This window comes from Nostoc edaphicum CCNP1411, assembly GCF_014023275.1.
GTDB classification, from domain to species: Bacteria; Cyanobacteriota; Cyanobacteriia; order Cyanobacteriales; family Nostocaceae; genus Nostoc; species Nostoc edaphicum_A.
Window position 1 is genome coordinate 3456331 of record NZ_CP054698.1, and the last position, 22161, is coordinate 3478491.

At 43.6% G+C, this 22161-nt stretch carries 19 protein-coding genes and 1 other annotated feature; of the genes, 9 read left to right on the top strand and 10 right to left on the bottom strand.

Annotation, left to right across the window (positions count from 1 at the left end; all coding sequences use genetic code 11):
* Nucleotides 1-3 precede the first annotated feature (3 nt).
* The 4 genes from rplK to rplL all read left to right on the top strand — a co-directional run bounded on the left by rplK (nucleotide 4) and on the right by rplL (nucleotide 2659).
* Complete coding sequence (gene rplK, locus HUN01_RS17070) at nucleotides 4-429, top strand: 50S ribosomal protein L11 (RefSeq protein WP_094331821.1); 426 nt, start codon at nucleotides 4-6, stop codon at nucleotides 427-429.
* Nucleotides 430-545: 116 nt separating this feature from the next.
* The gene (rplA, locus tag HUN01_RS17075) at nucleotides 546-1259 is read left to right on the top strand and encodes a 50S ribosomal protein L1 (RefSeq protein WP_181932253.1); all 714 of its coding nucleotides are present in this window, start codon (nucleotides 546-548) and stop codon (nucleotides 1257-1259) included.
* A 63-nt stretch (nucleotides 1260-1322) separates the two neighbouring features.
* Nucleotides 1323-1490, top strand: a sequence feature (ribosomal protein L10 leader region).
* 66 nt (nucleotides 1491-1556) lie between these two features.
* Entirely contained in the window at nucleotides 1557-2171 is a 615-nt protein-coding gene (gene rplJ / locus HUN01_RS17080) for a 50S ribosomal protein L10 (RefSeq protein ID WP_181932254.1), read from the top strand.
* Between the two features lie 95 nt (nucleotides 2172-2266).
* The gene (rplL, locus tag HUN01_RS17085) at nucleotides 2267-2659 is read left to right on the top strand and encodes a 50S ribosomal protein L7/L12 (RefSeq protein ID WP_181932255.1); all 393 of its coding nucleotides are present in this window, start codon (nucleotides 2267-2269) and stop codon (nucleotides 2657-2659) included.
* Between the two features lie 226 nt (nucleotides 2660-2885).
* Here rplL and HUN01_RS17090 read toward each other — a convergent pair whose 3' ends face one another.
* The 3 genes from HUN01_RS17090 to HUN01_RS17100 all read right to left on the bottom strand — a co-directional run bounded on the left by HUN01_RS17090 (nucleotide 2886) and on the right by HUN01_RS17100 (nucleotide 4896).
* Nucleotides 2886-3623 (bottom strand): SDR family oxidoreductase, encoded by a 738-nt coding sequence (locus HUN01_RS17090; RefSeq protein ID WP_181932256.1) that lies wholly within the window; start codon nucleotides 3621-3623, stop codon nucleotides 2886-2888.
* A gap of 100 nt (nucleotides 3624-3723) precedes the next feature.
* Entirely contained in the window at nucleotides 3724-4350 is a 627-nt protein-coding gene (locus tag HUN01_RS17095; RefSeq protein WP_181932257.1) for a peptidoglycan-binding domain-containing protein, read from the bottom strand.
* A 129-nt stretch (nucleotides 4351-4479) separates the two neighbouring features.
* Nucleotides 4480-4896 (bottom strand): SH3 domain-containing protein, encoded by a 417-nt coding sequence (locus HUN01_RS17100; RefSeq protein WP_181932258.1) that lies wholly within the window; start codon nucleotides 4894-4896, stop codon nucleotides 4480-4482.
* 814 nt (nucleotides 4897-5710) lie between these two features.
* Here HUN01_RS17100 and HUN01_RS17105 point away from each other — a divergent pair.
* Nucleotides 5711-7834, top strand: coding sequence for a M13 family metallopeptidase (locus HUN01_RS17105; protein WP_181932259.1), 2124 nt, complete (start codon nucleotides 5711-5713; stop codon nucleotides 7832-7834).
* A 71-nt stretch (nucleotides 7835-7905) separates the two neighbouring features.
* On the opposite strand, the gene HUN01_RS17110 is transcribed toward HUN01_RS17105, so the two are convergent.
* The 6 genes from HUN01_RS17110 to HUN01_RS17135 form a co-directional block, all read right to left on the bottom strand.
* A complete protein-coding gene (locus HUN01_RS17110; RefSeq protein WP_238846299.1) occupies nucleotides 7906-9735 on the bottom strand; it encodes a mechanosensitive ion channel family protein in 1830 nt (609 codons plus the stop codon).
* 49 nt (nucleotides 9736-9784) lie between these two features.
* The gene (locus HUN01_RS17115) at nucleotides 9785-10960 is read right to left on the bottom strand and encodes a PrsW family intramembrane metalloprotease (protein WP_181932260.1); all 1176 of its coding nucleotides are present in this window, start codon (nucleotides 10958-10960) and stop codon (nucleotides 9785-9787) included.
* Entirely contained in the window at nucleotides 10960-11550 is a 591-nt protein-coding gene (locus HUN01_RS17120) for a hypothetical protein (RefSeq protein WP_181932261.1), read from the bottom strand. Before HUN01_RS17120 ends, HUN01_RS17115 begins: the two co-directional genes overlap by 1 nt.
* An 818-nt stretch (nucleotides 11551-12368) precedes the next feature.
* Complete coding sequence (locus HUN01_RS34910; protein ID WP_203219540.1) at nucleotides 12369-13148, bottom strand: hypothetical protein; 780 nt, start codon at nucleotides 13146-13148, stop codon at nucleotides 12369-12371.
* Between the two features lie 15 nt (nucleotides 13149-13163).
* Nucleotides 13164-13727, bottom strand: coding sequence for a hypothetical protein (locus tag HUN01_RS17130; RefSeq protein WP_181932262.1), 564 nt, complete (start codon nucleotides 13725-13727; stop codon nucleotides 13164-13166).
* Nucleotides 13728-13786: 59 nt separating this feature from the next.
* The gene (locus tag HUN01_RS17135) at nucleotides 13787-14164 is read right to left on the bottom strand and encodes a hypothetical protein (RefSeq protein WP_203219541.1); all 378 of its coding nucleotides are present in this window, start codon (nucleotides 14162-14164) and stop codon (nucleotides 13787-13789) included.
* A gap of 877 nt (nucleotides 14165-15041) precedes the next feature.
* Between HUN01_RS17135 and HUN01_RS17140 the strand changes: the two genes are divergently transcribed.
* Genes HUN01_RS17140 through HUN01_RS17155 form a run of 4 tightly spaced genes read left to right on the top strand, consistent with a single transcriptional unit; the run spans nucleotide 15042 to nucleotide 21155 of the window.
* A complete protein-coding gene (locus tag HUN01_RS17140; protein ID WP_181932263.1) occupies nucleotides 15042-16616 on the top strand; it encodes an AAA-like domain-containing protein in 1575 nt (524 codons plus the stop codon).
* 34 nt (nucleotides 16617-16650) lie between these two features.
* Nucleotides 16651-20664: an AAA-like domain-containing protein gene (locus HUN01_RS17145; protein ID WP_181932264.1), complete on the top strand. Its 4014-nt coding sequence runs from the start codon at nucleotides 16651-16653 to the stop codon at nucleotides 20662-20664.
* A 55-nt stretch (nucleotides 20665-20719) separates the two neighbouring features.
* The gene (locus HUN01_RS17150; protein ID WP_069071571.1) at nucleotides 20720-20977 is read left to right on the top strand and encodes a hypothetical protein; all 258 of its coding nucleotides are present in this window, start codon (nucleotides 20720-20722) and stop codon (nucleotides 20975-20977) included.
* A complete protein-coding gene (locus tag HUN01_RS17155; protein WP_238846301.1) occupies nucleotides 20967-21155 on the top strand; it encodes a PIN domain-containing protein in 189 nt (62 codons plus the stop codon). The genes HUN01_RS17150 and HUN01_RS17155 overlap by 11 nt, the downstream gene beginning before the upstream one ends.
* Here the strand turns inward: HUN01_RS17155 and HUN01_RS17160 are convergent.
* Nucleotides 21139-22014, bottom strand: coding sequence for a prohibitin family protein (locus tag HUN01_RS17160; protein WP_181932265.1), 876 nt, complete (start codon nucleotides 22012-22014; stop codon nucleotides 21139-21141). The genes HUN01_RS17155 and HUN01_RS17160 overlap by 17 nt on opposite strands.
* Between the last annotated feature and the right edge of the window lie 147 nt (nucleotides 22015-22161).

Consider the following 22161-nt stretch of genomic DNA (forward strand, 5'->3'; position numbering starts at 1 on the left):
CAAATGGCGAAGAAAGTAGTGGCGGTCATTAAACTGGCCTTGAATGCTGGAAAAGCCAACCCAGCACCGCCAGTGGGGCCCGCCTTGGGTCAACATGGTGTCAACATCATGATGTTTTGTAAAGAGTACAACGCCAAAACAGCAGACCAAGCTGGAATGGTAATACCTGTAGAAATTTCGGTTTTTGAAGACCGGAGTTTTACATTCGTACTCAAAACGCCACCCGCATCAGTACTGATTCGGAAGGCGGCGAAAGTAGAAAAAGGCTCGAATGAACCCAACAAAAAGAAGGTTGGGTCAATTAGCAAAGCACAATTGCAAGAAATAGCCCAAACCAAACTTCCCGACCTCAATGCCAACGACATCGACGCGGCAATGAAGATTGTGGCAGGAACGGCTAAAAATATGGGTATAACAGTCACGGATTAGTCATTGGTCATTAGTCATTAGTCATTGGTAACTGACGAAGGACAAAGGACAAAAGACAAATAACTAAAAATTATCGGGGGAGAGGCGAAGCTTCGGAATTACCCCAGGAGAACAAAATGCCAAAAATATCGCGTCGTTTGCAGGGATTGCAAGCAAAAGTAGAAGAGAAGGACTATCATCCTTTAGAGGCTTTAGCCCTTCTTAAAGACACAGCAACAGCTAAATTTACCGAAGCTGCTGAAGCTCATATCCGGCTGGGAATTGACCCCAAGTATACAGACCAACAGTTGCGGACAACGGTAGCACTGCCCAAAGGTACAGGACAAATCGTCCGAGTGGCGGTGATAGCCAGAGGCGAAAAGGTAAATGAAGCAAGCAACGCTGGTGCTGATTTAGTGGGATCAGAAGAACTGATTGACGAAATCCAGAAAGGTAGAATGGATTTTGACAAGCTGATTGCCACACCCGATGTGATGCCACAGGTAGCGAAACTGGGTAAATTGCTTGGGCCGCGTGGTTTGATGCCATCGCCCAAGGGTGGAACCGTGACATTTGATTTAGCAGGTGCGATCGCAGAATTCAAAGCTGGTAAATTAGAATTCCGAGCTGATCGAACTGGTATTGTCCATGTTATGTTTGGTAAGACAACTTTCTCGCCTGAAGATTTGTTAGTCAACCTGAAGGCATTGCAGGAGACGATTGACCGTAACCGTCCTTCAGGAGCTAAAGGTCGTTATTGGCGCACATTTTATGTGTCAGCCACAATGGGGCCATCAATTAAAGTTGATATCAGCGCCCTACGAGATTTGAAACTGAGCGGAGCAAGTTAATTTTTAGTCATTAGTCATTTGTAAAGACAAAAGACAAAAGACAAAAGACAAAGGACAAACGACAAAATTAAATAGGCAAAGCCGGAGACAGCAGGTGCTAATAGCTTAAATATCCTGCCGAGGTTAAAACTCTAATTGTCAGAATTACCACCCACGAAGGTGTGATAACTATGGCATCACGAGTCTTACTCTCAACCCCGGCTATGTTAGCTGGGGTTTGTTGTTTTGTTTGGTTCAGGTTGAGAAAAAACGTACAAGTAGGGCAATCACCGATTATTTTAAGGAGGTGAGATTGGAATGGGTAGAACACTAGAAAATAAAAAAGAGATAGTAGCTGACCTCAAAGAAACTTTGAGTGAGTCAACTCTGGCACTGGTAATAGAGTATCAAGGATTAACAGTTGCTGAGATTACCGATTTACGGCGGCGGCTACGTCCGAGTGGTGCTGTCTGCAAAGTAACTAAAAATACTTTGATGGGCATTGCTATTGAAGGTGAAGAAAAATGGCAGCCATTGTCAGAACTACTCAAAGGTTCTTCAGCCTTTTTGCTGGTCAAAGAAGATTTTTCATCTGCAATTAAGGCTTACCAAGACTTCCAAAAAGCCACCAAGAAGACAGAACTTCGTGGCGGTGTTATGGAAGGTCGCCTACTCAAAGAACCAGATGTCAAAGCTCTGGGAGACTTGCCATCTAAGGAACAACTCATTGCACAAATTGCTGGGGCTATCAACGCTTTGGCTACCAAGATTGCTGTGGGTATCAACGAAGTTCCTGGTTCACTGGCTCGTGCTTTGCAAGCTGTGGCTGACCAAGAGCAAAGTGGTGGTAGCACCGAAACTGCTGCTGTACAAGATAGCAGCACCGAAACCGCGACTGAAGCTGATAGTAGCACTGAAACTGCTGCTGAATAGACTTCGTGGTTCATTCAGTCAAAAGTCAAAAGTCTATAGTTAAAGACCAATGACTAATGGCTAAATAAATAATCAAAATTACAGGAGTTATATCAATGTCTGCTGCAACCGATCAAATTTTAGAACAACTAAAAACCCTTTCTTTGCTGGAAGCTTCTGAATTAGTTAAGCAAATTGAAGAAGCTTTTGGCGTGAGTGCTGCTGCACCCGTTGGTGGCATGATGATGATGCCTGGTGCTGGTGGTGCTGCTCCTGCTGAAGAAGCTGTTGAGCAAACTGAGTTTGAAGTGATTCTCGAATCAGTCCCAGCTGATAAGAAAATTGCCGTGCTGAAGATTGTCCGCGAATTGACCGGTTTGGGTCTGAAAGAAGCGAAAGACATGGTAGAAGCTGCACCCAAGGCAGTTAAAGAAGGTATTGCTAAGGATGCCGCTGAAGATGCGAAGAAGCGGATCGAAGAAGCTGGCGGTAAGGTGACTATCAAGTAGTCACAATTTTCTTACCACTTTTTTATTAAGGAGCCTAAGTTAGGCTCCTTTTTTTATCAAAAAAGTAAAGGTTCAAAACCTTGCCCGCAAGTGGCGCGTTCGCGGTAGCGTTCGCACGAGAAAAAATCGTATCGGCTCAATAAATAGGGGCACTCGCTCATCAGCGAATGGTATGAAGTCACCCACAGATTCAGGAAAAAAGCTAAAGCTACAGTGAGGATGTCAACTAAAGTTCTTGACGTGTTGGACGGATGATGATTTCATTCACATCAACATCACTGGGCTGCTCAATAGCATAGGCGATCGCACGAGCAACAGCATCTGCATCAATGGCGATCGCATAAAGTTGATTAATTCCCGCTGCTGTGTCTTGATCGGTAATCGTGGTAGTCAGTTCAGTATCAACGGCTCCTGGTGAGATATTGGTCGAACGGATTTCACCGTTTGACTCTAGCCGCAGTCCTTCAGAGATTGCTCGCACTGCGTATTTAGTAGCACAATAGACTGCTGCTCCCGGAAACACCTTATGTCCAGCCACTGACGATAGGTTAATGATATGACCAGACTTTTGCTGACGCATAATCGGCAACACGGCAGCAATCCCATAGAGAACGCCCTTGATGTTGACATCAATCATCCGATCCCACTCCTCTACTTTTACTTGGTCGAGGGGAGAAAGCGGCATCAACCCAGCATTATTGATCAGCACGTCGATACGGCCATAAGTACTCAAAGTTTCCTTCGCCAAAGTTTCTACCTGTGCGCGATCTATCACATCCGTCACTCGGTAGGTTGCAGTCCCTCCTGATTTAGCGATCGCTGCAACTAATTCTTTGAGCCGATCTTCTCGGCGGGCGGCCAGCATCAGCTTGGCTCCACTAGCTGCGAGTCGCTTCGCAGTAGCCTCACCTAAACCACTGCTGGCTCCGGTGATGATTACCACTTTGTTTTGAATCTCAGACATATTGATTAATGCGGATCGTTGAGTGTGGGTTATGAAACATTGAGTGCTGTTTAAGGGGATTGTACCTTTTTCTTTCTGGTCATTCCTAGATTACTTATGTTTATAAGTATCCTTCATCTACAGTGCTATACGATCCCAATAAAGCACTGCGAGTTTGGGGGCCGACTATACCATCGACACGCAAACCATTGTTGGCTTGAAACTGCCGGACTAGCCCAACAGTCGTATTTCCGTAATAACCTGTAGGATTAATCCCTAAACGTCTTTGTACTTGTGATACAGCAGAACCTCTAGAACCATAACGGAGTGTGATGCGTCCACCTACTCCAGCAGACGTTGGGTTGTTTGGACGAGAGTTATACGTATCACCTACCCATCTTGCAGCTACATATCTATTTCTGGACAGGCGAACAAAACCATTAGCTCTACCAGTGCTGGTAATTCTAGTACCGTTGGGAATACAGTCTACAACTGAAGAACTAGTGTAGGGGCTTACACGCACGTTCAGACAAGTGCCGTTAGTTCTGACATAAGCGCCTAATGCTGCTGACACTTGGGTAATAGCTGTAAAAAATACTATAAAACCAGCTAACGATAACCAAACGGAAGATTTCAGAGATTTATTCCAATCTAAGTCAAACTTGGGAAATTCATAGTCGATAGATTTAGCCTGACTGTTTGCCTCTTCGTAGGCCACGAACATAGATGAATAAGCAATATATTCCATTGATTAACACCTTGATCTTTTAAAAAATAAAAACTCACAAACTTTTCACACCACAAATTAAGCGAGTCTTGAACGGCAATAGACTCACTCAAAGCCATCGTCTACTGTTTATGATGTACGACTGCAATTTTATTCGCCACCATCGCTGAAAATAATGTTGTCGCTACGAATCCAACCAATTGCTCCCGATTTCGGGAATTTCACTCGACACCAGTTACGGTTACGACCACCTCTATCTCTGTCTTGAACGCATTGTAAGTTTTGGACGCGATCGCCACCTAACCCGTAGCCCTTAGTACCTGAGCTGATAGTTGGTCTTGTACGTAGGTTAATTCTTTTTGACCGTCCTCCAGCTAGCGTCACCCAATTAGGTCTAGCGATGAGATAAGGCTGGTTTAACTGATTTACAACAGAAGGATTTGAGGTTACAGAAACATCATTAATTCCTTGCACTCGTTCGTGAGAAATATTTGCTTTCACTGGAAAAGTCGCAACAAATGATGCTAAAGATACAACAGTGGTAATAAGTAATGTTTTAAGTTTCATGATTTTTGTTCGCCTAAATATTGACAAATTAAACTTCACCTAGCCTTTGTAGCTTGTTTTCGGATTTGCTCGTGAAACTTACCCATCCTGAAACAAAGATAGAGAACAGAAGCCCTAAAATTTTTAGATACATTTAAATTTCCCATGTTTTCTTCTTGACTTCAAGTGCAGATAAATCAGTTAATCTGTTTACAAGCAAATTAGCCCAAAGCACCATCATGATTAAACGTGTCAGAAAGTTATATTTTTGCTCTTGTTTTACAAGGGTTTATTATTAATTTTTTAATATTTAATTTGGAGGTAAAGCTAAAATTTTTCTTAAAATAGCTTTAATATACAACGTATTTTTTATTTCTTCTATCAAAAAAAATATCCATGAATTTATTTACAGTTAAAGAAATATCACTTAAATCAGTTAAGAGATAAATTACTCTATTAAAAACATCATATACATCAGTTAAGGTCAGGAACTTACGAGCATCTGACTTTTCAGATAGTTCCAACAGACTGTAATCCATTGAGTAAGTAAATCGACAAGCAAAGGACTTGAAGGAGATTTTTCTATTTCATATATACACAAATTTTTTGGATTTATTTATGTTTGAAATCAAACTCTTATGAGAGAATAGCTATTGAATTTTAATAGTTTTGTGAAAATATTAAATCAAATCCAGATAAAAATGAAGCAATTAACCAAGATAATTTTTTCAAAAAATAAAATAAACACTATGTTCAATCTCAGTTCCAGAACCAATCAAAGATTTAATGAAATTAACAAACTGGCAATAAATATGTATTGATGTTGAAAATAAACATGAAAAACAATCAGAGATTTTCTGCCTTTCCCCGGTTAACCAGCAGTATCTTTTTAATACTGGGGATTTCCGCCATATCCTACATTACGGCTTGCAGTAATCAATCCAATAGCAGCAAAGCCGAACAAACTTCTCATACTAAGTTTCCTCTGGGTTTTTCGGTAAGTAAAATAGACACCACAGTAGACCCCAAGCAAGATTTCCAGAAATTTGCAGCAGGCAAATGGCTGGATAGTGTTCAACTTACCCCAGACCTTCTACGAGCGTCCGATAATGACTTTTTAGGCAAGCAGGTTTCCCAGCAGGTGCAAAAAATCGTGTCACAAGCAGCTGCTCAAAGCACTAAGGCATCTAAAGGAAGTCCGTTGCAACAGGTTGGTAACTTTTATAGCTCAGGCATGGATGAGAAGCGCCTGAAAGCTTTGGGGGTTTCTCCTCTAAAGCCAATCTTTGACCGTGTTGAGGCTATTAACTCTCCTCAGACTTTAACGGAAACCCTTGGCGATTTGTCAGTGAGATTCAGTGGAGATGATATCCTGATGTTTGGGGTTGAGATTGGAGCAGATACCCAGAATAGAACCATCAATAGTATCTATGTGGGCGATCGCCAACTGTCCCTCCTAAGTCAAGCAGAATATGTGAATCAAGACACGGCTGCTACCCGCAGTGCCTATTTAAAGTTCATCACAGACAACTTAAAAATCGCTGGCGATTCTCCTGAAAAAGCAGCCGCCGCAGCTAAGAAAATTCTGGAAATAGAGACTCGCCTTGCCAGTAAAAAACTCAGCCCTGTAGAAAAAAGAGACCCCAACCGCAGATACAAAAGGATGTCGTTTGCAGAGCTTGAGTCTTTGCTATCCAACTTCGATGTCAATACCTATTTTCAAAAGTTGGGATTACCGACCAAGGGAAATATCATTGTTGTCGAGTCTCAGGCATTGGCAGAGCTAAACCAGATACTCAAGCAATACCCGATAGAAGACATCAAGACCTATCTCCGTTGGGTGGTATTGCTGCAAACCAAACACTATCTGACTCCTGCATTTAACGAGCCTGCGCTTGCCTATGCTCAGAGTCGCTATGGAAAAATTCAGCTTCCGCCCCGTGCTGAGATTGTATCCGGCCAGATTCCTGAATTATTAGGTCATCCTTTATCTCAACTCTATGTCAAGGAATATTTTTCTCCCCAATCTAAGCAAAGGGCAGAAGATATGATTGGACAGATCAAATCTTTGTTCAGGGCGCGGTTGGCAGCGAATCGTTGGCTGAGTGAGCCTACCCGTAAATCAGCCCTGGAAAAACTTGACCGTATGGTAATCAAAGTAGGGTATCCAGAGAAATGGATTGATTACTCCAGTATTGATATTCGACCGGATGACTATTTTGGCAACGTGATACGGATCAAAGAATTTCTCTCCCGTCGCAATTTGGCCTTGTTGGGCAAACCAGTAATCCGTGATGAGTTCAACGACCCAGAAGCCACATTGCCTATCAGCGTAGATGCAGCCTATGATCCAAGCAAAAACGGAATTGAGATCCCTGCGGCTTTCTTACAACCACCATACTTCGATAGTAAGGGCGATGCAGCCGTGAATTTTTGTTCTATGGGAGCTGTAATTGGTCATGAAATGACTCACGGTTTTGACGGTCAAGGGCGACTTTACAATTCTCAAGGTAATCTCCAGAATTGGTGGACTGATGAAGATGCTGCTAAGTTTGTAGCCCAGACCGATAAATTGGTGAAACAAGCTAATGCTTTTGAAGTGCTTCCAGGGTTGAAATTGAACGGAAAACTTACCGTAGGAGAAAATTTGGCTGATGCTGGTGGGGTCAGTCTAGCCTATGAGGCGCTACAAAAATATTTGCAAGAAAATCCCCAAGCTAATCAAAAAATCGATGGCTACACACCCGAACAGCGTTGCTTTATTGCCTGGTCTCAGTTATGGGCTATGAAAACCAATGAAGGAATTCTTCGCCAAGAGACAGCAACCGATCCCCATGCTACAGGCTCTTATCGTGGCTTTGCTCCTTTTCAGCATGAGGATGGATTTTACAAGGCTTTTGGCATCAAACCGGGCGATGCTATGTGGTTGGATGAAAAAGACCGCGTGAAGATATGGTAAGTAGTAATTCAACACACTAATATTGACCTGTGTAGATTAGGGAAAGAGCAAAGGGTAAGGGTTTAAAGCCTTTACTCTTTATCTGTGTTGTAAGTAATCCATTGTGGTCTGCCAATCTGGATATTGTTTGCTTCAAAGGCTAGGCGCACTCGTAGACGGAACTCTCGCCCAACATTCCATTGTTCCATCGGTGCCGTTTTAATCCAAACGCGCACTAGCATACCCGTGTGGGAGAGGTCATCAATGCCCAGCACTTCGGGCGATTCTGGCAGGCGATCGCGCCATTCCACTTCGCTATATAATTGCTGGGAGACTTGCCTGAGAATTTCTAAAACCTGCTTCGGGTCGTTTTCATAGGCTACCACAATAGAAAAGTCTACCCGCGACCAAAGGCGGGTTAAGTTGTTGACATCAGTGATATTGCTATTAGGAATGGTAATTAACTTACCTTCGCCATTGCGTAGTTGAGTCACGCGTAGGTTGAGATTTTCCACCAGTCCGCTTTTATTCCCAATCTCAACCACATCTCCCACAGCAAATTGATCCTCCATCAAAATTAAGCAGCCATTGACCAAATCTTTCATCAAACTTTGGGAACCAAGGGAAATTGCAATACCGATGACAGCACCCCCTGCCAAAATTGAACTAGTGGGTACATTAAAAATGTCTAGAGTCCGCAAGATACCGAAGGTAATGAAAACAAAGGTGATTAATCCTTTTAGTGCCCCGGAAACTGTTGCAGATCGCAGGGTAATCCGTTGAGTTTCACTCAAAGGGAGAGAGGGATGGGTTGTCCAGACATCGATGATGTAGTCAATTAAGCTTTTGCCAATACGAATGACAATACTAGTGAAAAACCAAATAATCAGCAGCGCGAGGGGACGGGCTAAAGCTTCACTCCACCATCTCATCAGGTAGGGGACGCGAGACATGATGACCACAATGCCGATGTACCATCCGAGAATAAACGCCCAAAACAGTAGCAAGGTAAGAAAAGAATAGATCCCCAGTTGGCGCTTGAGAGTGAACTGTCGCTGGATGATTTCTAGAAATTGCGATCGCTGATGGGCGATGGTGTGTGCCTCTGATTCGCTGGTGTCGATTGCCTGAATATTGACCGATGTTTCTGCCTGAGAGCGTTTGACCGCAGCCTCTTTTGCCTCAGCTATATGCTCTTGATAACGAGCTTGCAATACCGTCTGTTTGCGAATTAGAGTTCGCCGCAGGAACCATAACACAACACTGCCCAACACCAAGCCGATGCTGATTTGTATTGCCTGCCCAACCCGTTGAGACAATACATTAGGTGAGAAGAGTCGCTCGATGCGTTCCACTTCTGCTTGTAATATTTTTCGCCACTCCTGGGCCAATTCTTCCAGTGTTTTCCCATAGTAGTCAGCATCTGGCTCTGTCACTGTCACCAGCCTTAAAGAACGGGTCGTTTGATCGTCATTGAGCTGGAGGATTAGGCGGTTATTCAGGGTGGCAACAGAAATTATGGGAGTTTGTTTGGCTTTGTTGGCTCTATCGAGCGCTCGCATCAGCCGTTGCGTAATTTCTTCAGCACGTACTTCCACAGGAAGACTTCCCTCTGGCGGTTCGTCGCGATTAAAAACAGTGGGAGAGACAACCTTAAATAAAAGGTTTTTGTCTAGTGGTGAATTCACGTTGGCAATTTCATATTCACCGAGACGGGTGACGCCTTTAGGCGGTTTGTGCGGATCGTTAGAAGCGGCGGTGGGTGAGGAGGAGAGTTGACTGTGGGCGATCGCACTCCAACCAAGTACTATTGCGATCGTCATCACGCTGACTAGCACAAACCGAATTATTGAATGGAGGAAGCGATTAAACAGGAACATAATCTCTGGTAAAGTGATTGAGCAACTCGATCTTGGAGTCATGCTCTACTGTATCAGGCACTCTCGATCGCCTCAGCATTTCCGCTGGAATCTACTCTAATCGACCTAACTGTGCTGCACCGCGCACCCTTGCAATCTCCGCACGCGCGGCTTTGGCTGCCGGACTATCGAGACTGTCCGTAGATGCAATTGCAGCTGCAAGATCGATCGCCGCATCAAGTATTAACCCAGCGCGTTTTGCCGCCTCAGACCCGGATGAGGACTTGATCTCTTTTAGGTAAGCTCGCCGATTTCTCGGTCGGTTAGAAATCGCATCCAGTTCGGCTTCTGTCACGATTCCGTTTGCAACATCGTCAGCCAGCAGGACGCGGACAAACTTGCGCTGACGCTGCTCGGAGAACCGCCACGCAAGCAAAATCGCAACCGTTCCAATGACGATGCCCATGAGCCCGAAGCCGATAAACCCAATAATGGCATCCCAACAGCCATGAGCCAGACAAGCCAACAGAAAGAAACCTACCAAAACCGCGAGCCGATGGCCGAACGAGCGATTTTTCGCTTCGAGGAAGTAGCCAAATCCCGTACCCGCAACCGCCGTGAAGAGCGAGTGACTCCAGAAACCGACAGATGTGCGCCCTACCAATACCTGGAACGCATCAGCAACCTGCTGCGATCCGAAACTTGCGTCGGGTGCGCCCACAATGTAAGACACGTTTTCAAAGACCTGAAAGCCGAGACCCACAAACGCACCAAGCAGAAACCCGTCGTAGGCGTTGCGGACATGGTTGCGTGCTAGTAAAGAGAGCATGATAAGCCCGACGAATTTGGAGCTTTCTTCCACGATGGGTGCCGTGATGGGCGGACTCCAATGGCTATAAAAGTCGAAGCTGGCCAGCTTCGCTATTAGGGATAGGATTGCACCATTGCCAGGGAGCGCCATGACCCACGGCGCTACTAGTCCGCCCCAGAGGAAGCCAAGCAGCGCGAGCTTGGCTGGCTCGCGTTCATAGCGATCTTTGTGCGTGAGAAACCAGATCCAAGGCAGGCAATACAATGCCTGAGACGAGAGGGCGATGAACAGAGCGGTGGGATAGATGGCGCTGCTCAACAAAAGTCCGCTGAAAACATAGGTGCCTTTCAGCACGAGCAACCAATACAGGTAGCACGCCGGGTTGTGCGGCTGAAAAAATCGGACGGGATAGCTCCAGCCTGAACGAGCAATGGCAGCCTTGCGGATTGTGTCCTCACTCTTTGCCGTGCTAGTCACTAATCGCCCTCCTTTGGTTTAAATGTGATGCTCTTAATCATGTCAGCGATCGGTTGCTCCAGTTGTGTGGAAGTAGCGGCCGGGCCCTTCACAGTCACTTCGACTCCCTGACCCTTGCGATCGACGTATGCGAGCAGTAGACCAGTATAGTTGGGACTATTAATTCTCTTAGCTACTCCGGCAACCTTTTGCAGTGTTGTAATGGGAACTGGTTTACCCTCGACAACAAATTCATTCTGGTCTTTCACGATCTGGTTGAGGAGTTCCTCGGCAGTTCCCTTCCAGACGCCGCTCTTGACGCTAAACGTGACACCATCTTTGAAGACCTCTGCGGTTGATGAATTCCCGGCAGGGAATGGGGCCTTAGTTAGCACCCAGCCTTGGGTTGGCGTAAAACTTACGGAACCGACATTATAAGCTGTCCCTGCTAAAACCTCCTTGTTATGAACAGCCTCGTTGATGGCTGGCATGACTCCCGACCATAAAAACACCACAAGATAAACGCTCACCGTCGGCCAAATGAGCCGGCGATCGAGTCCAAACAGCCGATATTCAACCGGTACAGCGGCTTCGTTTCTTAGGGGGGACATACAATTTTCCTTTTTGCGGTGCTAAACAGGCAGGGGAGCAGGGAGCAGGGGGAGGAAAAGTCGTTGTGATTCCGAAAATTGGATAATTTATTTTTTGGAGTTCCCTTATATTGGGCAGAAAATTTCTGCCTAAGATCCCGCACATAATACGCTGTTGGAGGTGTTTAGACTGTTGCACTTCCAGCGATCAAGAAAACTGTTAAAAGCGATGCGATAAACGTATCGCTTCTAACAGTTTTCAAGCTTTTCTCTAGTATTGAAAAGCAACCATCACAAGATACCGACTGAAAGTTCAAAAGGAACCGTTCGATTTCTGTCCTTACTGCCACCCATTAGATACACACGAACTGTATAGTTACCACTCTGTGACAAACGAACGTTTCCGTCGTTACCCGATATTGAGCTGTTATAAATTGCCCGATCTGTGCTGCCTGGTGGGAGAATGTTGAAGTATGCTGATCCTTTGGTAATCAACGAAACCGACATCCTCTGCCCTGCCCGCGCATTCAGAACATAGTCGTGGTAGTGGTTGCCCGTGATCGAAGACCGCATAAAAGTGTTATCGTTGCCAGCGGAAAACCGTACTGTCGTATGAGCCTGAGCTAACGACGGTGCAGTGAAGCTAAATGTGAGCGATGTGGTGATAACCGAGGCGGCTAAAACACTACGAATAAGAGTCAAGGCAGAGTTTTCCATGTGATAGTTTCTCCGTCGCAAACAATTCATTGTTTATTGTTCTAATTAATCAGCAAACCAGTTTTCAACTGCGAAGACATGGGTTTTGTTTTTGTCTTGACGAAACCCAACAATACAGCAAACTAGAATCGGGTTCTGCTACTGCCCCAATCGCCTGAGTTGCAATCGCCCCGAAACTTTTCAATCCCATCTATGGCGATCCTGCCGCTGCGCCGGTCGATATTGACACGCGGTTTATTTAGCCCGTTTAGCCTGTATTTTCCCGTAATTTTATCGGGCGAAACCTGAAGGTTTTCGAGCGTCCACCATCCATTGTCACCGCCCGAATGGATCGGCGGGATGAGCCTTCCACCGAGATGGATTTTTCCCTGTGTATCGCGGATTTCGACCTGAACTTCGGAATCGAAGTTGGTAGTCGTTGACTCTATGCGATTACTTGATTCGTAGCGATGGCGGCGGTCGTTCCATTCATATCCATAGCTATTTGTGACAGTCGGTTTGCGACCCTCACCATAGCAGATCAAGGTCAGATTTTGGCGCGACGAACTGCTATTGTGATTGTCAGATGTGCGCTGTTCCCGCAGGTAGCTATCGATCGCTGTCTGGGCTTTACGGATTTCTGTTGAATTACAGGATCGACCCCGTTGAAGGATCTCTCCTTGAGGGTTAAAAAGGACAGTACAGCCTCTTCCTGGTGTCATACCAGTCACACTCAGATTACCGTTGTCTAAAGTGTCAATCACTGCTTGAGCGTTAACAGGATGAGTGACTGTCAGAGTTAATAAACCCAGAAAAGTAGGAGTTAATATTCGTAAGCTTTTCATTAGTTGCATAGAGTCTAGATGAATTTGTTTGGAAACTCTATCATTGAGAATTTCGCCAGTGTCAATCGGTTTAGACACAAGAACAGGATTAGATTATCTATGGCAGTGATGCCAATCAACGTAAAAGATGTTTTGATAGCGACCGTTTGAGGTAACGATTTCTACACACTTACCTGAGTTGCCTTCAACCCAGAAGGAAGCAACAGAAGTATTTGACACTTTTTCGTTACGGCGATAGGTATATCCCCGCTGCCGCACTTCACGTTCTGCTTGACCAGCCCTCGCTCCTACTAGGTCTGGCAAGGGTCGGGAAGACGAATTGCCTGTATTTTGAGGACGTTTCTTATCTCCGCGATCGCAATCTGCTGTAGTTCCGGTATCAACCAGAGAAACGTAGCGACCTTGTTCTGTCCTCACACTAATGCACCGACCTGTTTTAGTTTGAGTCCAAAAGCTATAAGTAGAATCATCAGATTTTTCAGCCCAGCGAAACCTATAGCCCCGCTTTTGGAGTATGGCTTCTCCATCTCGTCCGCGAACATTCACTAAATCTTGAATTCCGCGAACGGGATCTCCAGCATTTTGAGCCTGGGCATTGAGGGCGATCGTGATGATTAGGGAACTCACAACGATCGGAATTAAACGGTTTATTTTCATGTTGTTTTCTCAAGAGTGCAAATAATCTTAGGAATTATTACAAATTGGATTGCTTTAACCTAAAGCGCCCCTTCATTGGTATCAGAGAAGTAGTAGTTGTAAAACTCAGTCCCCGTCTTTTTGTTAATCACCACAACCTGCTTAGTACCTCGATCATAGATGACGCGCACCTGCTCGTTTTCGCCAATGAATGTATTGCCAGATGTCCTCTCCAGATAGCCGTGGAAGTTAAATTCGCCCTCCGTGATTTGGATGACGATTGTATTTTTGTCCAGTACTGTCATGTAGGTGACAGGTTTAGAAGATTGGGAAATGATGATAGAAACAGGTTCAAAGCTTTGAGCTTCGGCAGAGCTAACCAGCCCCTCCATGCTCCAAAAAAGACTGCCAGCAGTCATAAAACAAAGAGCAACGAATTTTTTCTTGATGCTTTTCATGGCGATTACCCAAAGGGGATTTGAAAGCTTCATACAAAAACAAGCAAATTAAGTAAAAAACATTATGATTTTGCCTATTCAGAAGTCAGAATCAATTTAGTGGGGGATTCTGACCCGCCACTAATTGCAGACCGCTAAATCAAAGATTTAGTGGGGGTGCAAAAACGCCGCTTATTCATTCACCAGTCGGACTCCAATTCAATTCTGAATTCTGACTCCTGACTCCTGAATTCTGTTTTGATAATCGGCGTTTTTGCACCTTTCTTGTATGTCTAAAACACGATGACTTTCATTTGCGTTGTCAGCTTCTTCAACAGTAAGTAGAACGGTGTAAATAATTAAAGATTTGTAGTGAGGACTGAAGTCCTTACTACGAACTAAATACCAAAGTTTTTACATTACTTCACATAGTTTGTTTTTTTCAAGTCGTTCTATTTAACCTCGACAAATCGAACTCTTAATTGAACAGCATATTGCAAGAAATAATTGGCACTGCCTTTAAATCTTTCATATTTTCTTATTTACTTCAAGCGCAGATAAATCAGTTAACCTAACTTGCCCGCAAATTAGCTGAAAACACTCGTGTATAGTCTGTAGCTTTGACAATGGAAGGATTGAGCAAAGGTGTACTTCATTTACTAACAATATTTGTATTTTTATATACGTGTATTAACTACTTGCTTACGTATACCTCTAAAGATTTTTTAATACTGTTTTATTTTGCCACGACTAAAAAATCAATTGAGGTTTGTGCAGTTCAAAAACCTCACTTACATCAGTTAAGGTGTAGTATATATCTGTTGATATCTAGATTACAGCAATTAAAACATCACATACGTCATTTAAGTCTGAAAGAACCCTTTTAATAAAAATTAATATGAAAACAACTAAAAAATCTCATTTAGAGATGAAAGCAGACAAAAATAAATCACTGCGAAAAAGAGGAGCAGTTCTGACTGTTGTTGGGTTGAAGAGATTGCAAACTGCAATTTTAGAAGAAGAGAGACAAAAAAGAGGAAGTAAACGTTTTACCCAAGTAGAATTAAGCGATCGCATTGGAATTTCTACCTCTAGTTTAAGCCGTTTATGGTCTTTGAATTCGAGGATAGATCCGCGTACCATGCGAATCTGCTTTAGTGCTTTTGATTTAGTGTTGCATGAAGATGATTACACCCTATATGATGCCAATGATATGGATTTCCTGCGGGAATATTCGCCAGAAGATAGACAACTGATAGATCGAGATTTATCTGCAAATTCAGCTAATGCAGATTTATTACCAGAAAGTGAATTGTCGGGGGAACAACAAACAATCACACCAAATACTGCACCATCTCAAATTGTTTCCGTCTTTCTCGGCGAAGAGAAAATTAAGAGTGAAATGACACTCAATAAACAAAGCGATTACAACGATGGAACAAAGATTAGTGAATATATAAAATATCCCTGTGCTCCTTTATCTTTAGATTCTAAATTCTATATTCCTCGTCCTCCATTAGAAGAACTAGCATATCAAGAAATTACTCAACCGGGATGCGTCATTCGCATTCAAGGTTGTCGAGGCATGGGTAAAACTTCTCTGATGTTGCGGATTGTAGCTCATACCAGAATGTTAGGGTATGAAACTGCAAAAATCAATATCGCTCAAGTTGATATTGATGTTTTGCGAAAACCTCAATTATTCATGCAATGGTTAGCTGCTAGTATTGCTCGTCAACTAGGCAGGGAATTTAATGTCGATAAACATTGGGACGAAGAAATAGGTAGTAAACTCAGCTGCACTCTTTATCTAAAAGAATGTTTGCTTGCACCTTTAGAAAAACCTTTACTATTAGTATTAGACGAAGTTCAGCATATTTTTGAATATCCCGATCTAGCCAATGAATTTCTACCTCTGTTACGTTCGTGGCAAGAAGAAGCGCAACAGGATGAAGTATGGACAAAGCTGCGTTTGGTGATTGTTTATTCAACAGATGTTTGTCTTTCTATTGAAATTAATCAATCTCCTTTTAACATTGGGCTACCATTGAAATTATCAGAATTTACTTCTGAGCAAGTAATTGAGTTAGCAAACCGCTATGGAATTGATTGGCAACAAAACAAGCAAGTGCAGCAATTAATGGAATTAATCGGGGGACATCCAGCATTACTAAATATTACTCTTTATCACCTGCTTTATCATAAATTAACCTTAGAAGAAATTTTGCAAACAGCAATCACAGAAGTAGGAATTTATCGTCAACATTTACAAAATTTATTAAATAAATTACAAAAAAATACCCAATTATTAGATACTATGAAAATCTTCTTAACAAAAGATGAAAATATCGATTTAGATATATTAACTGCCTACCAATTAGAAAATATGGGTTTAATTCAATTGCAACAACAAAAATGGGTAATTAGTTGCCAATTATATCGAGACTTCTTGAAAAAATATCTGATGTCGTAATTCAACAAAGTTCAGCAAATGATGATTTGCTATTATGAAAAAAAGCATTTATAAAGTTGGTGGTTGTCTAAATGCTAATGCTGCTAACTATGTTAATAGACAAGCAGATATTGAGCTTTATACAGCCCTGAAAGCAGGGGAATTTTGCTATGTATTCAACTGTCGTCAAATAGGCAAATCTTCACTGCTGGTACATACCAAGCAACGATTACAAAATGAAGGCTTTAGTTGTGCTTACATTGATATTACGCAGATACGCAGCCAAGAACTCACCCCGATACAATTTTATAAAGGGATAATTGTCCGCTTACTGCATAGTTTTGGATTAGCTAAAAAAATCGATTTTGCAGCTTGGTGGCAAGAACAAGCTGAGTTTTCACTCATACAACGCTTGGGCAATTTTATTGAAGAAATTTTGCTAGTCAATCTGAGTAGCAATCGCATTTTTATTTTAATTGATGAAATTGATAGTTTGCTGCAATTAAACTTTGGCATAGATGATTTCTATGCCTGGATTCGGGCTTGTTATCAACAAAGAGTCCATAATCCTGAATACGAACGACTGGGTTTTGCTTTATTTGGCGTTGCAACTCCCTCTGATTTAATTCAAGATAAACTCAAAACACCTTTTAATATCGGTGTTGCTATTAATTTAGAAGGGTTTACATTAGCAGAAGCTCAACCTCTGGTAGTGGGATTAGAGCAAGTTGTGAACAATCCCCAAAGGGTATTTAAAGAAATTATTGCTTGGACTAATGGACAGCCATTTCTAACGCAAAAATTATGTCAGTTGGTGGTAATAACCAAGCAACAGCATTACAGCCAAGGGATGAATCTAGAAAGTAGCAACGTCAAAACTAGCCCACCTTTGGAGATTACACCAGGTAAGGAAGCAGATTGGATAGAGTGTTTAGTGCGATCGCAAATCATTAAAAATTGGGAATCTCAGGACGAACCAGAGCATTTACGCACAATTCGCAATCGCCTACTTTACAATATTCAACGCGTTAGTAGATTACTCGGTATCTATCAGCAACTTTTACAAGCTATTCCTGTAGCAGCCAACGATAGTCGAGAACAGGTAGAACTGCTGCTTTCTGGTTTGGTAGTTAAACATCAAGGATATCTGCAAATCCGCAATCGCATATATCAAGAAGTTTTCAATTGGGAATGGGTAGAGGAACAGTTAAATCAATTACGTCCTTATTCGGAAACACTATCAGCTTGGATTGCTTCTCAAAAACAGGATACATCCCGACTTTTACGGGGACAAGCCCTGATTGATGCCCAAAAGTGGGCGCAAAACAAAAGCCTCAGCGATTTAGATTATCAGTTTCTTGCCACCAGTCAGGATGCAGAACAGCAAGAAATCCGGCGCCAATTTGAGGCGCAGCAAGAAAGCGAACGGTTCTTTCGGCAACTAGCAGAAGCAATGCCCCAGATGGTATGGATTGTAGAGCCAGATGGCAGGCTATCTTATACCAACCAGCACTTAAGTACCTTTTTGGGGCGATCGCATTCGGAGGTAACAGATTGGAAAAGCCTGGATGTGGTTCATCCCGACGATCACGCCAATAACCTTGCCGCCTGCAAACATTCTGTAGAAACCAACTCACCCTATGAAGTGCAACTGAGAATACAAGATGTCGCGGGAAACTATCGCTGGTTTCTCAATCAGGCGATTCCCATCAAGGATAGAAGCGGACAGACGGTGAAGTGGTTTGGCACCAGCACCGACTTAAATGATTTGAAACGACAAGAAGAATTCCGGCGACTGCAAGAAGTTGAAAAGCGACTGCAACAAGAAAAACGTGCCAGTCACTTGCAAAAGTGGCTACTGGGGACTGTTACTATTGCCTTTGTCATCGCCAGTTCTCTGGGAATGTATGCCTTTGCTCAAAGATATCAAGCCACTCTGCGAGAAATTGAAGCGATCGCCAACGTCTCGGAAGCTCAGTTTGTCTCTGGGAATCGATTAGATGCTTTAGTCAGTGCCATCAAAGCCCAGACTCGATTGAGCAAATTGTCGGATGTGCCTACTGAGTTAGTTACCAAGGTAGATCGAGAGTTGCGCCGTGCCACCTTTCAAGTCATTGAACGCAACCGCCTAAACGGTGAACAGGGTAAAGTGCGGGGTGTTGCCATCAGTGCCGACGGACAGAGAATCGCTGCTGCTCACCAACACGGTAAGATTACTCTGTGGAAAAGCGATGGCACATTGCTCAAAGTACTTAGTGGTCATCAAGGAGAAGTCTTTGATGTCACCTTTACTCCCAAAGGCGATAAACTGATTTCTGCTGGGCAAGATGGCACGGTGCGACTCTGGAAGCCGGACGGCACACTGGTTAAAACACTCAACGGTCATCAAGATTCGGTGCGATCGCTCTCCGTAAGTCCTAACGGACAATGGATTGCCTCGGCTAGTAACGACAGGACAGTAAAACTTTGGCGCATCGACGGCAGCTTGATTCGTACTTTCAAAGGACACAGCGATGCAGTTTCAAAGGTGGCGTTTAGTCCTGTTGATGCTAACATCCTAGCCTCGGTCAGTGATGATAATACTCTCATCCTCTGGAATCTGGAGGGTAAGAAAATTCGGACACTGAATAATCCCATCGCACCCAAAAAAGGCAAAAACCGTTTGATGAGCGTCACCTTCAGCCCTGACGGACAAACCCTGGTAGCTGGAGACTGGATTGGTAATATTATCTGGTGGACTGTTGCTGGCACTTTATTGCAAACCGCCACAGAACACGACAGCAGTGTGGTGACTCTCGCCTTTAGCCCCGATGGCCAAACCCTCGCTTCAGCTGGTTGGGATAACACAATTAAGTTTTGGAACAGCGATCGAACTGTCAATCAAACCCTGTCTGCCCATATTAACGGTACATGGGAAGTAGCTTTTAGTGCCGATGGTCGTCGTTTGATTTCCGGTGGTGAAGATGACTTGGTGCGGCTGTGGCAGCTGCAAAGCGAGATTCTCACGGTATTGCGTGGTCATCGTGCCTCTGTTTGGCACACGCCGATTAGCCCTGATGGGCAAACAATTGTTTCCTCTAGCGCTGATGGCACGATTAAGCTGTGGAATCGAGCCGGACAACTGCTCAACACCTTAACCCCGCCACCAGGGCAGGTTTGGTCGGTGGATATTAGCCCAGACGGGAAAGACATCGCCGCAGGTAGCGATGATGGTTCCTTGAGCTTATGGACGATACAGGGAAAACCCTTAAAAACAATCTCAGCCCATAACGCAACAGTGCGGGATGTGGTGTTTAGTCCCAATGGGCTAGAGATAGCTTCCATCAGTTGGGACGGCACTACTAAACTCTGGAAGCGGGATGGTACTTTCATCCAAACCCTGAGCGAGTCCCTACCCAAAAACCGCGATCGCCTCAATGCTGGAGCATTTAGCCCTGATAATCAGTGGTTAGCGATCGGGGGTCGAGATACGTTTCTTCGCCTCTGGCACCGGGACGCGAACGGAAAATTTCCATCTCAACCGCAATTTACCCTCAAAAGTCATAACGAAGCCATTTGGGATGTCACCTTTAGTCCTGATGGAAAGTTCGTTGCCACAGCCAACGAGGACACGACAATTAAACTATGGTCGTTAGATGGTAAATTAATTCGTACCATTCCCGCCCACACAGATCGGGTAAATGGTATCACCTTCATTCCCCCCCATTCTGGACTACCCGACAACTGGGGTACTGTCCTAGCTTCTGCTGGTTGGGATAATACTGTGAAACTTTGGTCGCTAGATGGCATCCTCCGCGCTACTCTGGAAGGACATGAACAGCGAGCATTGAATGTTGCCTTTTATCCCGCTACTCATAATCAGGGAGCATTGCTAGCATCTGCCGGGTTAGATGATGTTGTGATTCTTTGGCAACTCGATCGCGTCTTGGATAGTAACCAGATATTGCACTCTGGTTGTATGTGGATACGAGATTATTTGCGATCGCATCTAGATAATATGAGCGATCGTCAATCTCTTTGTCAGGTGGAAAAAACAATTCCTCCAGCCTACTCGAATACACCCGGCTAATGCGTACTCACATATAACGTATAATGTAATGTATACATCATATAAAATTTAAATTGTGTCGAGTAAAATTCGCAAGCAGATTTATATTGAACCACGTCAAGAACATTTGCTAAAAGCGATCGCCCAACAGGCGGGTGTAAGTGAAGCAGAGATTATTCGCCAAGCTATTGATCTTCATCTTGGTGAAATAACTCCACCTCAAACCAATCTTGCAATGTGGGAAGCCGAAAGAGAATTTATTGAGCAAATCAAAACTCGACCTGCTCAACTTGGAGGTCGGGATTGGCAGCGTGAAGACCTTTATGAACGGTAGGGTTTTACTGGATACTAATATTCTCGTTTATATCTACGACCCACTAGATATAGTGAAACAGGAACGAGCGATGCCTACGGCGGGCAAAGCCTACGCAATTACTGACCAATTGATTCGTTCTGGGAAGGCAGTAATTAGTACCCAGGTATTGGGAGAGTTTTTTATGGCTGGATCATAATAGGCAATGAGCCTTTTTCCGAACCAATAATTACAAGCTTAGAATTATTAGATTGAGCTAGCTTTTCTGTGGCTTCAATCGCTCGTAATTGTAGCACTTGGTTGCTAAGTCCACCTGAGATAATTTTTTGAGAATCAGCTATACCTCGCGCTTCGATAAGCTTTCGTTCTGCCTCTTGACGCTCTTTCTCTAAAACAAATTTCATCTGCTGATTTTCTTGCTCTGTCTTGAGTTTGTTTTGAATTGCAGCTTGTAGAGTATCAGGCATTTTGATGTTTCGTAAAAGAGCTTCCTCAACGATGAAACCCAAAGCCGGTATTTCTTTGGTGAGTTGTTGGTCAATTTTTTGGGCAATTTCTTGGCGTTTGGTAGAGTAAATAGCATTGGCTGGGTAGTTTGCCGTGATAGCGCGGACAGTAGAGCGGAATCTGGAAATCACCAGTTGTGTTTCATCAGTTCCAATTGTTTTATAGACTGTAGCTGCCTTTTGCGGATCTAGCTTGTACTGAAGACTAACATCAAGATTTAGGCTCAAACCTTCTTGGGATGTCGCATCTATATTTTCCTTTATATCCTTAAGGCGAGTAGAAAAATTCAGCACCTTGCTAAAGGGATTCAGCAAGTGGACACCAGGGTTAAGAGTAGTTTCGGGAACCTCACCAAATAAATTGACGACACCGACATTACCAGGTGGGACAATCACCAAAAGCCTAGAAAAAGAATTCAGTACTGCAATACTGCCAATCAACATCATAATTGTGCGTATAGCTAAACGTGATCTTTCACCAGAGATGCTATGTGTATTGAGATAGACGAGAATTGCAATTAGGCTAGTGACAAGAGAGACTATAAAACTCATGAGTTTTTTCTGTGTAGTTAAGACGAATATACTTAATCACATAATTCCCAAAGGCTTTTATAAAACTAATACCATTTCACACAAGTTAGCGATTTACGAATCCTTTTACAGATTAAAAAAGATTCCCAACTTTTCTCAGAAGTCAGG

What these genes read in the sequence shown, in the direction of transcription:
- rplK (WP_094331821.1), top strand. Translation starts at nt 4, where the DNA reads ATGGCGAAGAAAGTAGTGGCGGTCATTAAACTGGCCTTGAATGCTGGA.
- rplA (WP_181932253.1), top strand. Translation starts at nt 546, where the DNA reads ATGCCAAAAATATCGCGTCGTTTGCAGGGATTGCAAGCAAAAGTAGAA.
- rplJ (WP_181932254.1), top strand. Translation starts at nt 1,557, where the DNA reads ATGGGTAGAACACTAGAAAATAAAAAAGAGATAGTAGCTGACCTCAAA.
- rplL (WP_181932255.1), top strand. Translation starts at nt 2,267, where the DNA reads ATGTCTGCTGCAACCGATCAAATTTTAGAACAACTAAAAACCCTTTCT.
- HUN01_RS17090 (WP_181932256.1), bottom strand. Translation starts at nt 3,623, where the DNA reads ATGTCTGAGATTCAAAACAAAGTGGTAATCATCACCGGAGCCAGCAGT.
- HUN01_RS17095 (WP_181932257.1), bottom strand. Translation starts at nt 4,350, where the DNA reads ATGGAATATATTGCTTATTCATCTATGTTCGTGGCCTACGAAGAGGCA.
- HUN01_RS17100 (WP_181932258.1), bottom strand. Translation starts at nt 4,896, where the DNA reads ATGAAACTTAAAACATTACTTATTACCACTGTTGTATCTTTAGCATCA.
- HUN01_RS17105 (WP_181932259.1), top strand. Translation starts at nt 5,711, where the DNA reads ATGAAAAACAATCAGAGATTTTCTGCCTTTCCCCGGTTAACCAGCAGT.
- HUN01_RS17110 (WP_238846299.1), bottom strand. Translation starts at nt 9,735, where the DNA reads ATGACTCCAAGATCGAGTTGCTCAATCACTTTACCAGAGATTATGTTC.
- HUN01_RS17120 (WP_181932261.1), bottom strand. Translation starts at nt 11,550, where the DNA reads ATGTCCCCCCTAAGAAACGAAGCCGCTGTACCGGTTGAATATCGGCTG.
- HUN01_RS17130 (WP_181932262.1), bottom strand. Translation starts at nt 13,727, where the DNA reads ATGAAAATAAACCGTTTAATTCCGATCGTTGTGAGTTCCCTAATCATC.
- HUN01_RS17135 (WP_203219541.1), bottom strand. Translation starts at nt 14,164, where the DNA reads ATGAAAAGCATCAAGAAAAAATTCGTTGCTCTTTGTTTTATGACTGCT.
- HUN01_RS17140 (WP_181932263.1), top strand. Translation starts at nt 15,042, where the DNA reads ATGAAAACAACTAAAAAATCTCATTTAGAGATGAAAGCAGACAAAAAT.
- HUN01_RS17145 (WP_181932264.1), top strand. Translation starts at nt 16,651, where the DNA reads ATGAAAAAAAGCATTTATAAAGTTGGTGGTTGTCTAAATGCTAATGCT.
- HUN01_RS17155 (WP_238846301.1), top strand. Translation starts at nt 20,967, where the DNA reads ATGAACGGTAGGGTTTTACTGGATACTAATATTCTCGTTTATATCTAC.
- HUN01_RS17160 (WP_181932265.1), bottom strand. Translation starts at nt 22,014, where the DNA reads ATGAGTTTTATAGTCTCTCTTGTCACTAGCCTAATTGCAATTCTCGTC.